The organism is Thalassobacter sp. (assembly GCF_982993085.1).
In genome coordinates this window covers 1-13,604 of sequence record NZ_CEZFMW010000099.1, presented here as the reverse complement: position 1 = coordinate 13,604, position 13,604 = coordinate 1, and the positions used below count along the sequence as shown (strand labels likewise).

Annotated in this window: 13 protein-coding genes and 1 riboswitch; of the genes, 4 read left to right on the top strand and 9 right to left on the bottom strand. The window is 59.4% G+C overall.

What is annotated here, in order from left to right; translation table 11 throughout:
* Nucleotides 1–22 precede the first annotated feature (22 nt).
* From AC4GMC_RS13950 to AC4GMC_RS13920, 7 genes are all read right to left on the bottom strand, one after another.
* The gene (locus AC4GMC_RS13950; RefSeq protein WP_487876910.1) at nucleotides 23–922 is read right to left on the bottom strand and encodes a carbohydrate kinase family protein; all 900 of its coding nucleotides are present in this window, start codon (nucleotides 920–922) and stop codon (nucleotides 23–25) included.
* Between the two features lie 3 nt (nucleotides 923–925).
* Nucleotides 926–2,020: a TFIIB-type zinc finger domain-containing protein gene (locus AC4GMC_RS13945; protein WP_487876909.1), complete on the bottom strand. Its 1,095-nt coding sequence runs from the start codon at nucleotides 2,018–2,020 to the stop codon at nucleotides 926–928.
* A gap of 21 nt (nucleotides 2,021–2,041) precedes the next feature.
* Nucleotides 2,042–3,154 (bottom strand): SPFH domain-containing protein, encoded by a 1,113-nt coding sequence (locus tag AC4GMC_RS13940; protein ID WP_487876908.1) that lies wholly within the window; start codon nucleotides 3,152–3,154, stop codon nucleotides 2,042–2,044.
* A 22-nt stretch (nucleotides 3,155–3,176) separates the two neighbouring features.
* Entirely contained in the window at nucleotides 3,177–4,163 is a 987-nt protein-coding gene (locus AC4GMC_RS13935) for a DUF2927 domain-containing protein (protein ID WP_487876907.1), read from the bottom strand.
* Nucleotides 4,160–5,353, bottom strand: a complete 1,194-nt coding sequence (locus AC4GMC_RS13930) for a toxic anion resistance protein (protein WP_487876906.1) — start codon at nucleotides 5,351–5,353, stop codon at nucleotides 4,160–4,162. Before AC4GMC_RS13930 ends, AC4GMC_RS13935 begins: the two co-directional genes overlap by 4 nt.
* Nucleotides 5,354–5,362: 9 nt before the next feature.
* Complete coding sequence (locus tag AC4GMC_RS13925; RefSeq protein ID WP_487876905.1) at nucleotides 5,363–6,247, bottom strand: 5-bromo-4-chloroindolyl phosphate hydrolysis family protein; 885 nt, start codon at nucleotides 6,245–6,247, stop codon at nucleotides 5,363–5,365.
* Between the two features lie 195 nt (nucleotides 6,248–6,442).
* Entirely contained in the window at nucleotides 6,443–7,156 is a 714-nt protein-coding gene (locus AC4GMC_RS13920; protein WP_487876904.1) for a glutathione S-transferase N-terminal domain-containing protein, read from the bottom strand.
* Nucleotides 7,157–7,274: 118 nt separating this feature from the next.
* Nucleotides 7,275–7,351: riboswitch (SAM riboswitch) on the top strand.
* Between the two features lie 53 nt (nucleotides 7,352–7,404).
* On the opposite strand from AC4GMC_RS13920, the gene metZ reads away from it, so the two are divergent.
* The 4 genes from metZ (at nucleotide 7,405) to AC4GMC_RS13900 (ending at nucleotide 12,668) form a co-directional block, all read left to right on the top strand.
* Nucleotides 7,405–8,616, top strand: coding sequence for an O-succinylhomoserine sulfhydrylase (gene metZ, locus AC4GMC_RS13915; protein ID WP_487878959.1), 1,212 nt, complete (start codon nucleotides 7,405–7,407; stop codon nucleotides 8,614–8,616).
* Nucleotides 8,617–8,789: 173 nt separating this feature from the next.
* Nucleotides 8,790–9,887 (top strand): GTP cyclohydrolase FolE2, encoded by a 1,098-nt coding sequence (gene folE2, locus AC4GMC_RS13910; protein WP_487878960.1) that lies wholly within the window; start codon nucleotides 8,790–8,792, stop codon nucleotides 9,885–9,887.
* A 33-nt stretch (nucleotides 9,888–9,920) separates the two neighbouring features.
* Complete coding sequence (gene chrA / locus AC4GMC_RS13905; RefSeq protein ID WP_487878281.1) at nucleotides 9,921–11,174, top strand: chromate efflux transporter; 1,254 nt, start codon at nucleotides 9,921–9,923, stop codon at nucleotides 11,172–11,174.
* A 45-nt stretch (nucleotides 11,175–11,219) separates the two neighbouring features.
* The gene (locus AC4GMC_RS13900) at nucleotides 11,220–12,668 is read left to right on the top strand and encodes a TrkH family potassium uptake protein (RefSeq protein ID WP_487878282.1); all 1,449 of its coding nucleotides are present in this window, start codon (nucleotides 11,220–11,222) and stop codon (nucleotides 12,666–12,668) included.
* On the opposite strand, the gene AC4GMC_RS13895 is transcribed toward AC4GMC_RS13900, so the two are convergent.
* Nucleotides 12,665–13,252 (bottom strand): retropepsin-like aspartic protease family protein, encoded by a 588-nt coding sequence (locus AC4GMC_RS13895; RefSeq protein ID WP_487878283.1) that lies wholly within the window; start codon nucleotides 13,250–13,252, stop codon nucleotides 12,665–12,667. The two genes, AC4GMC_RS13900 and AC4GMC_RS13895, sit on opposite strands and share 4 nt — an antisense overlap.
* A 23-nt stretch (nucleotides 13,253–13,275) precedes the next feature.
* Nucleotides 13,276–13,604: MarC family protein (locus AC4GMC_RS13890; RefSeq protein ID WP_487878284.1), on the bottom strand; the 329-nt coding region annotated here is incomplete at its 5' end.

The following is a 13,604-nucleotide window of genomic DNA, read 5'->3' as shown; positions in this document are numbered from 1 at the left end:
CGGACGCGTTGGACAACGGCCCTCATAGCTCGGACCGGTGGGGCGGGTTGGCGCCCGCACGCGAAACCGTGATGCCTGCAGCCTGCACCCCAAGCGTGAGGGCATTGCGCAAGGTGTCGTCGCTAAGCGTGGCCAGCGCCGCTTTGGACAAGGCGTCCGCATCCGACAGCCCTGCCAAGAAACCCGCGTTAAACGTATCACCAGCGCCGATGGTGTCGACCACATCTACCCGAGTTGCAGGCACCGAGACCATCCCCGAGGCGCGGATCGCAACAGCGCCCTCTGGGCCCTTGGTCATCACCAGCATTTTGGGGCCAGACGCCAAAAGCGCATCGATGTCGCCGCCATTCCACCAGTCCAGATCTTCGTCCGAAAGCTTGACGATATCGGCCACCGCCATCATGCGGGTCAGCCGCGCGCGATAGCGGGTCTCATCACTGATGAACAAGGGCCGAATGTTGGGGTCAATCATAACCAGTTTGTCGGCGGCCGCACGGGTGCACAGGCTCTCAAACGCGTCGGCGCACGGCTCAACCGCCAGTGAAATCCCGCCAAGTGCCACGGCTTGGACATCATCTAGCGCGGGCAGGTCATCCGCCGTCAGCATCCGTCCGGCGGTGTTTTCGTCAAAAAACGCGTACCGTGCGCTGCCATCGACCAGTTCCACAAAGGCTAGTGTCGTGGGCCGGTCCGATGTGGCCGCACGGTCGCCCACACCAGCCGCCGCCAAACTGGCGCGCAGTTGGTTGCCGAACATGTCCGTCGACAGGCCCGTGAACAACGACACCGGCGTATCGAGCCGTGCCAAAGCCACTGCCATATTCAACGCGGCCCCGCCTGTGCAGGGCATAAACGTGGCCTCATCCGCCGCCGTTTGGCGTGGCAACATATCGATCAAGGCTTCGCCCGCACAAAGTATCATCGCCTAAAACCTTCCCTGTTCGCTTAGGGCAATCGCGTAGCCCACTGCCGCCGCAAGTACCAGCCCGACCAGCACTGCAAAGCCGATTTTCCACGCCGAATAGGGACGTTCCCCCTGCACTCGGCCGGTTTGACCGTTGACCACAAAGCGGTAGCTTTTGCCTTGGTACTTGTAGGCGGCAAGCCAGACGGGCAGCAGGACATGCTTGAACGTCACATCGCGCATCTGGGTGCGGGCATGGTCGATCCGCTGTTTGTCACCGCCGATGTCAAAGCGGATATCGCGATTGATCACGGCGTCCATCTGTTGCTTGGCGTCCTCAAAACCGTCCTCAAGCGTGACGGTGTATCCTTCGGCGCGAAACCCGGCCAGAAATTCGGGCGTATAGGGTGTGAGCGCGGACAAATCCCAGGGGCTGAGCGCCTTGGTGAACCGCGCCGGAAGCGAGCGGGAGGCAAGCACCAGCACATCATCAAAAAACCGCGCCACCCGCCCCGAGACAGTACGCCATCGCGTGCGAGGCACTTGCTTGCGCACGGGCTTTCCGTCGCGGATGACAGTCACTGTTTGGTAATAAACCGTGCCGCGTTGACCTGTGTAATCGGTCGCCGTATCCGCATCAAAGGTCCAGTAGGGCACATAGATACCCTGCATTTTGCGCCCTTTGCGCGCATAGGCCTGCAACCCGTTCGGCGCGAACCACAGACCGCCCAGCCAATCTGACATGGCTTGCTTGGCTGCTGTTTCTTCAAGCGCAAAGGGCAAGACACCGGCGGGTTTAATATGACGGTGCGCACCTGTGTCGGTGACCACGGGGGTGGCGCAAAACGGGCATTCTGCGGCATGGATGTCGGGATCAAATTCGACCTGTGCGGCACAATTGGGGCAGGTCGAAACGCGCGTTTCCTCCATGAGGTCTGAGCCGCCTTGGCTGAGCCCTGTGCGCAGGTCGATTTCCTGCAACGTCGCGACGCGGCGGCCTTCCATTGGTGCGGTGTTGCCGCAGTGGTCACAGACCAACTGTCCAGCGGCGGGCGTAAACCGCAGGTCCGCGCCGCAGGCGTCGCAGGGAAATCGGTGGTCGAGCACGTCAGTCATGTGCGGCTGCGCAAGGGCACCCTAGACGCCGGGGGGCGGAGGCGGTGGCATCACGGTGAACAGCTGCGCCAACTCGCGCACGTCCTCGGCGCGCAGCCAGCCATCTTGGCCCGGTGTCCAAACGTGCGTGTCGCGGGTCAGACCGCCCTCGGTCACCATTTTACCCATCGCAGCCTTTGAAAATGGCCCCGTTGTCTGACCGTTACGTGCGATGTGCCAAATATGCTCCACCGGAGGAGGCGGCGGTGGTGGCGCCGCCTGTGGCACAGCCCCCCACGGGCCCCGTTGAGGCTGGGCCATGGATTGCGCCATGCCCATACCCATTCCCATGCCGAGCCCGGCACCCATGCCGGAATTCGGCGTCGTCGCGGCTGATTGCATCGCCTCAGCGGTCGCAAAACGTTGGTATTCCGTAAGATCGCCCAAGACGCCCATTGAGGTGCGCTTATCAAGGGCCTTTTCCACCGCCGCCGGCAGTGAGACGTTTTCAATGTATAACTCCGGCAGTGTTAGCCCGTAGCCGGTGATGGTTTCACTGATCTGCTCTGCGATCAGCTTGCCCAAATCGCGGGTGTTGGCAGCCATATCCAGCACCGGTATGCGCGAACTGGCCAACGCGCGCGAGGCTTCTTGGACAATGATATTGCGGATTTGAAAGGTGATCTCATCGGTGGTGAAATCACCGTCCGTGCCCACTATCTCAGTTAGGAACCGGGCAGGGTCTGTCACCTTGACGGTGTAGGTGCCAAAGGCCCGCAACCGTACGGCGCCAAATTCAGGATCACGCAGGGTGATCGGATTTTTGGTGCCCCACTTAAGGTCAGTAAAGCGGTTGGTGTTGACGAAATAGATCTCAGACTTGAAGGGGGATTTGAATCCGTGATCCCAGTGCTGAAGGCTGGTCATAATCGGCATGTTGTTGGTTTCGAGCATGTAGAGCCCGGGGGTAAACACGTCCGCCAACTGGCCCTCGTGAATGAAAACAGCCGCTTGGCCTTCGCGTACGGTTAGCTTGGCGCCGTATTTGATCTCATGGCCTTCGCGTTCGAACCGGGTGACCATGGTGTCGCGGCTGTCGTCGGTCCAATGAATAACGTCAATAAACTGGCCGCTTAGAAAATCGAAAATGGGCATGCGTGCCTCCTGAGGCGGAAAATCAGATAGAGCCGCTGGCCGCGCGCTCGCTTGCAAGACGTGCGACGATGGGGCGGGCTTGGTCGGGGGTCATCCCGGGACGGAGCCGGGGGTCATACAAAATGCTGAGTAGCCGTTCATCATGAGTGGTCAGAAAGGCAAATTCTTCGTCGTCGTTAAATATGGATGGCCGGGCCTTGGGGCTGTCGTTGGCCAGACCAAGACCTTGGGCGATTTCCTCGTGATAGCAGGCATCGCGCATCAGATCGGGATGCTCGGTTCGGATCAGGGCGATGGCTGACGAATAGACATAGGGCGCGGCCCGTGTGGAAGAGGCATAGACCGCGCAGAAATTGTTGCGCGTCAGGCTGGTCATTTCCTTGATGGTTGCGGTGCCCAGCTTGGGCTCTACGGCTTTGATCAGGGGGCCAAGGTTACGCTGCTCATCCACGCTGACCACGAATACATGGTAGTTGGCCCGCTTGGGGTTGGACACCAGCGTGATCGAATGCCCCGTGACGCGCGCCAGCCGTTTGATGTATTTCTGAATAAGGGCTTTGTCGCGGGCCTGCTGCGCCTCTGGCAGGCTGGGCCCAAAGTGCAGGGCGATGCGCACAGGCCCCTCCCAACGGCGCAATTGGGCTTCTGTTTGCGCCGCTACAAACCGCCCGCCGATTTGCGTGTATTCGTTGAACAGCGCCACGCGTTCAAAATTACGGCTCAGGTCATCGGCGTCATAGGGCACGTCCGGCCCACCGCCATCCACGCGCATCAGGCCCCGTGCGATCTGCTCTTTTTCTACTCGGGTATAGTATTTGCGGGCTGATTTGCTTTCATACGATGGGGTGCGCACGGCGGGGATCGCTGGGATCACGCCGGGGGCGACCATGGGGATGGCGTCGGGCGGATCGGGTGGGGCCACCGCGCAGGCCCCAATCAGGGCGCACAGGCCAAACGCAGCGGCCAGCCGCGCAATGGTCATCGAAAAAGAGCGGCGCGCTGGGATCATGCGATGGGCACCGATGTCCCTGCCGTGTCGCCCACGCCGTCCTTGCGCGCCTTGGCAGAGGCGAGTGTGTCGCGCAGCTCAGCCTCCATTTTCTGCAGTTCTACCTCAGCGGCGGCGCGGCGGGCTTTGCCCTCATCCGCGATCTGGAGGCTTTCGTTAATCGTGGCGACTAGATCGTCATTGGCCTGTTTCACGGCGTTGATATCGAACACGCCGCGTTCCATTTCTTGACGCACAATCTTGTTGGTTTCGCGCAGGTTGGCGGCGTTCTGGGTGAGCAGTTGGTTGGTTAGGTCGTTGGCCTCGCGCACAGCTTCTGCCGCCTCGCGGGAACGTTGGATCGTGACCGCCTGCGCCAGTTGGGTTTCCCACAGGGGCACGGTGTTCACGAGGGTCGAGTTGATTTTGGTCACCAGTGACTTGTCGTTTTCCTGCACCAACCGGATCGAGGGCAGGGATTGCATCGTCACCTGCCGCGTCAATTTAAGGTCGTGAACGCGGCGTTCCAGATCATCGCGCGCGGCGCGGATATCCCGCAATTCTTGTGCAAGGATCATCTGGTCATCGGGGGCGGCGGCGGCAACTGCAGATGCCTTGGCGGGAATGACATTGGTGTCTAGCTCTTTGATTTTCTCCTCACCGGCTGTGATATACAGGCCCAGCTCACGGTAAAAATCCAAGGTCTTTTCATAGAGTTTATCAAGGGACTTAATGTCCTTTAGGAGGGTCTGCTCATGACCCTCAAGCGTCTCGGTGATTTTGTCGATTTGTTCCTGCACGTCCTCGTAGCGCGCAAGAAAATTGGCAAAGGGCGCGACACGCCCAGTGAGCCGTTCCCACCACGAGCGTTTGCGCCGCACGTCCAGCTCGCTCACGGAGAAGCCGCGGATTGTGGTCACCATCGTGCGCAGACTGTCGCCTGCGGGGCCTACGTCTTTGTTTTTGACGTCGGCCAACATGGCTTGGGAGATCTCTTGCAATTCAACCTGCGCGGCAGAGCCAAATGCTATGATGCTGTCGGTGTTGGCCAGATCGATTTCATCCATGCGCTTGCGGATGTCTGCGGCCAAGGGGGCCTCGGCCTTGGCAAGTGGGATCAGCTCGGCGGTGGGTTCGGGCAAGACGACGGCGCTGATGGCTTCGACCTCCTTGAGGGCGGCTTTTGCTTGTTCGTGTACTGATTTTTCCATGATAAATTCCTAATCGTTAATAAGCAGGCCGTCACGTTTAAGACGGTCTCGTAATACTTCAATTTCAATATCTAAATCACTGCGATCTGCCACTAAAAGCTTTTCTCGTTTCGCTTCAAAGCTGGCCTCTAGGTCGGTGAGCAAGGCGTCAAAATCGGCCAAGGTTTGCGCGTCGCGGGTTTGGGCAAACAGATCCGCGAATTTGACCGTCGCATCACGGGCGGCCACAAGATAGATGCCCAAAAACTTACGCGCAGCAGACAGGTCGCGGGGGTCTTCTTCGACGGTGCGAAACATAACGCGGGCTGTGGTTTGGAACCGATCCACCCGTGCCATCACACCGCGATCTCCGGCGCGTAGGGCGGCATCTTTCATCTCGGCTAAGTAACCTTCGGCTTTGTCGAGGGCAGTGGCCACACGCTCAGTCTGAAATGTGTCGATGCCTTCCATGCCCTTGTCGCGCATGGGATCGATGCCGAATGAAAAGCTGTGCAGAATTCCGCCGACAATCCCGTAAAGCGCGGCACCGGGGATGCCGGATAGCACGTCCATCGTGGCCAAGGCGATGCCGATACCTGTTAGGACGCTTGCGCATATTTTGCGTGGAAAGGCAGGGCGCCGTGCAATTTTTCTGTCATTATAGGCGTTCTCGGCCTTCAGCCCGTCTTGCAACAGCCAAGCGGCAAGGATCAGCGTTGCGGCAGCGATAAAATCGACAGCCATCGCGAGAGGGGGCTTGCCCAAGCCCAGAAACAAAAGTGGCAGGGGCAGTAGGAACAGGATCAGCAGTCGCAACCGATGGCGGCTCGGCTTCGCACCGACCAACGGGCCGGGCTTGGCCCCCGGTTGGTTGCGCCCGTCAGGACTGAACTCTCCACTAAAGCGTTTCGCCATGCTTAGATCTGCCCATCCAGCACGCCGAGCGACGCCAAACCCATCAGGATCATCAAGGCCACAAAGCCGAATTTTTGCAAACTCTCTGACTGCATAATGCGCTCCGTTTAAAATACATTAACAGAGTTTAGGCAGCGCGCCGCCGTTTTGCGAGTCCCTCGGGGTAATTGTGACGTAGCGTGGGCAATTTTCCCCTCACTTTGTGGATTTGAACAGCGTCTTGCTGCGCGCAAGGTCCTTGGCCGCTCCACGCTTGTCCGCCGCCAGTGCGCGTCCCGCGATGACACCGGGCCGCGCGCCGACCTCTGCCAGCCAGCGGGCAAAGTGGGGTTTGTCTTCTAGCGTCTGTTGCTGACCTTCCCACAGGGACGCCCAGCCCCAGATTGACATGTCCGCAATGGAGTAGAAATCGCCAGCCACATAGCGGTTGTTGGCCAGTTGGCGGTCCAGCACCCCATAAAGACGCGCCGTTTCCGTGCCGTAGCGGTTTTTGGCGTAGGGGATGTCATTCGGTGGGTCCATTGCAGGGGCATATTTCATAAAGTGATGCGCCTGACCGGCCATGGGGCCCAGCCCGCCCATTTGCCACATCAACCACTGCTCTACTGCGATACGCTCGCGCTCGGTCGTGCCGCCGAATTGGCCGGTTTTGCGTGCAAGGTATTGCAGGATCGCCCCGGACTCAAAGATGGAGATTGGGCTGCCATCGGGGCCCTGCGGGTCCACAATTGCGGGCATACGGTTGTTGGGGGCGATCTTAAGGAACTCTGGCGCGAATTGCTCGCCCGCGCCGATGTTGATCAGTTTCAGATCATAAGGCAGGCCCATTTCTTCTAACGCGATGGACACTTTCCAACCGTTTGGTGTGGGCCAGAAATACAATTCAATCGGGTCTTGGGGGGTGGTCATGGCAGTTCCTCCTGTTGGAGCAGAAGGTCGCCCGAATTTCTACCCTTCGCAAGGGCAAGGTGCCGCACACAGGCGACAGTGCAGCCAAATTGACACCGGCGCCCCAGCGCTTTATGCCAGCGCCTAGAGAGGGGATTTGTACCGGATTGTGGCCCTCTATAAATATGCCGCTAAAGAGGTTGGTCATGGGGCACTGGCTCCACCCGCACCTCCAATTGCCGGTTTAGGCCAGATGCAGGAGCGAAGCCATGAAAGACACACCTCAAACCACCGCAGGTTCCAAACGCGCGCTGTCCAAGCGGACCCGTGCTGTGCACGCAGGCACCCGCCGCAGCCAATATGGCGAAGTGTCAGAGGCGATGTTCCTGACCCAAGGGTTTGTTTATCCTTCGGCTGAGGCCGCAGAGGCGCGCTTTATCAAAAGCGGACGCGAAGAGTTCATCTACGCCCGCTATGGCAACCCTACCGTGGCGATGTTTGAGGACCGGATCGCGGCGATGGAGGGCACCGAGGATGCCTTTGCCACAGCCAGCGGTATGGCGGCGGTGAACGGCGCAATGATGAGCCTGTTGAAGGCCGGGGATCATGTGGTCTCGGCCAAGGCGCTATTTGGGTCCTGTCTTTATATCCTCGAAGAAATTCTGACCCGCTTTGGGGTCGAGGTGACATTTGTCGATGGCACCGACCTTGCCGCGTGGAAGGCCGCGATCCGCCCGGACACCAAGGTTGTGTTCTTTGAATCGATCTCGAACCCCGCATTGGAAGTTATTGATATTAAGGCGGTCTGTGATCTGGCCCATGCTCATGACGCCACAGTTGTGATGGACAACGTCTTTGCCACGCCGTGCTTTCAGGATTCGGTCGCGCTGGGCGTAGACGTGGTGGTGTATTCCACGACCAAACACATCGACGGGCAGGGGCGCTGCCTTGGGGGGGTGATCTGTGGGACCCAAGACTTCGTGCGCAAAACGGCGGAGCCTTATCTAAAACATACCGGCGGTGCGATGAGCCCGTTCAACGCCTGGGTGATGCTCAAGGGGTTGGAGCATATCGACCTGCGGGTGAATGCCCAAGCCGACACGGCGCTGGCGATTGCATCGGCCCTAGAGGGGCACGCGGCCCTTGAGAATGTTCTGTTCCCCGGTCTTGCGAGCCACCCGCAACACGCGCTTGTGATGCGCCAGATGGAAAAGGGCGGCACAGTTGTGGCTGTCGATATCAAAGGCGGCAAAGAGGCGGCATTTCGGTTCCTGAACGCGCTTGAGATCGTGATTATCTCGAACAACTTGGGCGACGCAAAATCCATCGCGACGCATCCGGCCACGACGACCCACCAACGGCTAAGCGTGGATCAACGCGCGCATCTGGGCATCACGGATGGTTTGGTGCGGCTTTCGGTGGGGCTGGAAGGCACCGATGACTTAATCGCGGACATCTTGGGGGCACTAGAGGCGGTTTGATGCGCAGTGGGGTTTCCTTGTTTTTCTGGGAAATCTCGCCCAAGTTGCGTTTTTCTCAGAAAAGTGTCGTAAAATTGTAAACCAACTCTGACACTTGGTCGTATATCTCACACCATCGCAAAAGGCGGGGAGGGCCCGCACTGCTGATCGCGCGAACCACAAGGGGGGATGGCATGAACATCCACGCACCGGAAATTGACCGCCAACTGAATGATGATCAAGCCGCCGAGGCGCTTGCAACGCTACAGCGCTGGGCCGCTGCTGCGTCCGAGGCTGAGATTGCCGCCCTCGATCCCAAAATTGCGCAGCTTTTGCCCGAATCCGAGGGTGCGGGCCGGCCCCTAAGCCGCACTTATCCAGATGATTTCACCGTAGATGATGCGTATCGCGCCACCCTGCCGGACCTGCAAAACGGGCCATCTAGCCTGATCCGCGGGGAAAAGGCACTGATCCAACACGTGGGCATTTCGAACTTTCGCTTGCCGATTCGCTATCACACCCGTGAGGGCGCTGAACTTACACTTGAGACGTCGGTCACCGGCTCCGTCAGCCTTGAGGCGGAGAAAAAGGGCATCAACATGTCGCGCATCATGCGCACATTCTATGCCCGCTCCGAGGAGCGGTTTTCACTGGGCGTGATCGAAGCCGCGCTCAGTGATTATAAGACCGACCTCGAAAGCTTTGATGCGCGTATCCAGATGCGTTTTAGCTTTCCAATGAAGGTGGACAGCCTACGGTCTGGCCTGTCGGGGTATCAGTATTACGACATTGCGATGGAGGTTGTGGACACTGGCGGCGTGCGCCAGAAATTCATGCACCTCGATTATGTGTATTCCAGCACTTGCCCCTGTTCACTTGAGCTATCAGAGCACGCGCGTCAGGCCCGTGGCCAGTTGGCGACGCCGCATTCGCAACGCTCCGTGGCGCGTGTGTCCGTTGAGGTGACCGGGCCGTCTCGTCTGTGGTTCGAGGACCTGATTGAGTTGTGTCGCGCGGGCGTGCCCACGGAAACGCAAGTCATGGTCAAGCGTGAGGACGAACAAGCCTTCGCGGAGTTGAACGCAGCCAACCCGATCTTTGTCGAAGACGCCGCGCGTTCGTTTTGTGCGCAACTCAAGGCCGATCCGCGCATCGGCGACTTCCGCGTCATTGCAAGCCACCAAGAGAGCTTGCATAGCCATGATGCGATCTCGGTCCTTACGGAGGGTGACACTTTTGCCGCCCGCTCGCTTGATCCGCGGTTGTTTCAATCGCTGTTTCACGTGGGCTAAAGGTCGCATTTGCCGTGCCGGGATGACGTCCCTATGATCCCGATGTCCGATCTTACATGGGCTTTTTTACGTATTGGCCTGCTGTCGTTCGGTGGGCCCGCGGCGCAGATCGTGGTGATGCACGATACGCTTGTCAAAGATCGCCAGTGGCTGACCGAGGCTGAATTTCTGCGCGCCCTCAGCTTTTGCATGATGCTGCCGGGGCCGGAGGCGATGCAGTTGTGTACCTATGCCGGATGGCGATTGCGGGGCACAGTTGGCGGCGTTATCGCGGGCCTCCTGTTCGTCTTGCCTGGGGCAGTGGTGGTGGGCGCGTTGACAGCGATCTACATTGCATTTGGCGAGTTGCCCGATGTGCAGGCTGCATTTCTAGGGATAAAGGCCGCCGTCTTGGTCATTGTGGCGCTGGCGATGCGACGCCTTGCGGCCAAGACGTTGAACGGCATGGTGGCCTACCTGCTCGCGTTTGCGGCATTTGTGGCATTGTTCGTGTTTCAGGTGCCGTTTCCAGTCATCTTAGGTGTTGCCGCAGGTATTGGTGCGATCTGTTGCGCGCCGAAAGCTTTAGCAACAGCCGCACCCCCGGCCGTCCCGCTGCGCGATACATTGGTTAGGATTGGTACTTGGGCGGCAGTCTGGCTGGTGCCACTCGGGGCAATTGCGCTGGTGTTTCCACAGACCGTGCTACCCGAAATTGCGATGTTTTTCAGCTGGCTGGCCGTGATCACATTTGGCGGCGCCTATGCGGTGTTGGCTTACATGGCGCAGGTCGCGGTTGAGGGGCAGGGCTGGCTGACAGCGGCGCAGATGGTCGACGGCTTAGGCCTTGCGGAGACAACGCCGGGGCCGTTGATCCTTGTGACGCTGTTTGTGGGTATCATGGCGGGCGCACAAACATGGGGCATGGGGCTTGCGGCGGGGTTGGTCACGCTGTGGGCGACATTTGCGCCCTGTTTTCTGTGGATATTTGCAGGTGCACCATACATCGAACGGCTCGCCCATGCGCCGCGATTGCAGGGCGCATTGGCGGGGGTGTCAGCCGCCGTGGTCGGGGTGATCGCGAACCTGTCGCTCTGGTTTGCGCTGAATGTGGTGTTTGCGGGGGGTGAGCGCCTGCAATGGGGACTGGTCCGGGTGTGGGTGCCCGATTGGGCCGGGTTCGTCCCCATGGCCCTCGTGCTTGCGGGCTTGGCGGCTGTGTTGATGATGTGGCGCGGATGGGGGCTGGCGCGGGCGCTGCCTGCTTGTGCTGTGGCAGGCTGGGGGTTGGGCGCAATCGTTGGCTAGAGCCTCGGCTTGACACCCTCGCGGCCCCGCCCCAAAGCTGCGCCCATGGTAGACGTTCGCCCGGTTGGATATGTCATTGGCCAGCTTTTGGCTGTTTTCGGCCTTGCGATGCTGGCGCCGATGATGCTCGACCTGTGGGAAGGGAACGGCCATTGGATCGTTTTCCTCGAGTCCGCGACCGTGACGTTTTTGATCGGTGTCGGTATGGCGCTGGCTTGTGCGAATGCGCAACGCGCCCGGCTCTCTTTGCAACAGACCTTTTTGCTGACCACGGGCGTTTGGTTTGTCCTGCCGATTTTTGCGGCCTTGCCGTTTTGGATGGGCGCCACAGAGGCCCGCATCGTGGATGCCTTCTTTGAGGCGATGTCCGGCCTGACCACCACCGGTTCCACTGTGTTCACGGGGCTTGATGCCTTACCCCGGGGACTATTGTTGTGGCGCGGCATGTTGCAGTGGTTCGGCGGCATCGGGGTGATTGTGGTCGCGATGGTGTTCCTGCCCGAGCTCAAGATCGGGGGGATGCAAATCTTCCGCTCGGAAGGGTTTGATACGTTTGGTAAAATCCTCCCGAGGGCGACGCAGATCGCGGGCTCTATTTCGGTGATCTACCTCGGAATTACGGGTGCCTGCGCGCTGGCCTATGCCGCCGCAGGGATGCAGCCGTTCGACGCCATCGTCCATGCCATGACTACCGTCGCCACGGGCGGCTTCGCGAATACCGATGCCTCGTTCAGCGCGTTTGGGCCGTTGGTGCAATATGTGGCGGTGGTGTTTATGGCGCTGGCGGCGTTGCCGTTCGTGCGGTTTGTGCAATTGGCGGCCGGTACAGCACAGCCGTTGTTGCAAGACAGTCAGGTGCGGCTGTTTTTCGGGATCGCGGCGGTGTTGGTTGCGATCATGGTGGGGGTGCGCTTGCTGGATCAAGGGCAGATCTCAGAGGCTGCGTTTCGGGCCGCGCTGTTCAACTCTGTCTCGATCCTGACGGGGACGGGCTATGCCAGCGCGGACTACATGCAATGGGGCAGCCTTGCGGTTGTGATCCTGTTTTTTGCGGGGCTGATTGGGGGCTGCGCTGGGTCGACCGCATGTTCGATTAAGGTCTTTCGCTATCAGCTTTTGTTCAAAGCCATCGTGATGCAAATCCGCCAAATCCACTCACCCCACGGGATCTTCGCGATCCGCTATGACGGGCGGCGGGTGGGGCCGGATGTGTTGTCGTCGGTTATGGCGTTCTTTGTGGTATTTGTGGTGTCTATTGGGGTCTTGTCGGTTCTGTTGGGGATGACCGGCCTCGATTTCACGACGTCGCTGTCGGGGGCTGCGACGGCCCTTGCAAATGTGGGACCGGGCTTGGGCGATACCATCGGCCCGGCAGGATCGTTTGCCACGCTCAATGACACAGCGAAATGGCTGTTGGCGGCAGGTATGCTGGTTGGACGACTAGAGTTGATGGTGGTCTACGCGCTTTTTACGCTTCAATTCTGGCGGCGTTAACGGATCAGCGTCAGGCGATTGCCCTCAATCTGAATACGTCCGAACTTTTGTAAGTATGTCATGCCCAAAAGGCTCTCACGCATGTCGCCCTCGTTGACGACGGCGCGCACGTTTTGGTCCGTGATATCGCCCAGCTGCACGCTGTCTAGGCGCACGCGGGCCAAGCGGACTTGGCCGTTGGCGGTATTCGCGATGCTAAGATAAGCCAGTTGCTTGGGGTCCAAACCAACGCGTACGGCGTCTTCTTTGGTCAGGACCAAATCTGTGGCGCCCGTGTCCACGACAAAGCGGATAGGCGCGTCATTGATGATCAGCGAAAGGTAGTAATGGCCATCGCGGTCTCGGGGGGCTGACACAATCGTGCTGCCCTCCGTTTGCACCACGGATTGGCGAGGGAAAGAGGTCGTGCCCATTTCACTCCAGAGGCCAGCAACAGTGATGGCCCCAATGAAGATGAACATCCAGATTGCACCCTGCTGCAACAACCTAGGCAGGTTTGTGCGGCTGGCCGCAATAAAGTAGCCGCCGATCACAAGGATCAGAACGGACAGGTAAATGAGGTTTGCAATGTCGTCGCCAGTCATGACCCATCATATAGGGCCGCGGATCAGTTAGGCCAAATGGCGAGTATGCCGTTCAGTACAAATTGTACTGAAAGTGCGGCCAAAAGCATGCCCAAAAGGCGTGTGACCACGTTGATACCCGTGGGGCCAAGCAGCCGCTCAACCGGAGACGCAAGGCTAAAGAGCAGCAAAACCACCCCTAGAACCGCGGCCGCGACCCCCATGACTTGTGCCAAATAAAGGGGGTCGCCCTGCGCCTGACCCGACAGCAAGATCACGGTGGCAATCGCGCCGGGTCCTGCGATCAGCGGCATAGCAAGGGGAAAGATCGAGGGGTCTTCTTCCAGCGTATGCGCCTGATCCTCGCGCCGCT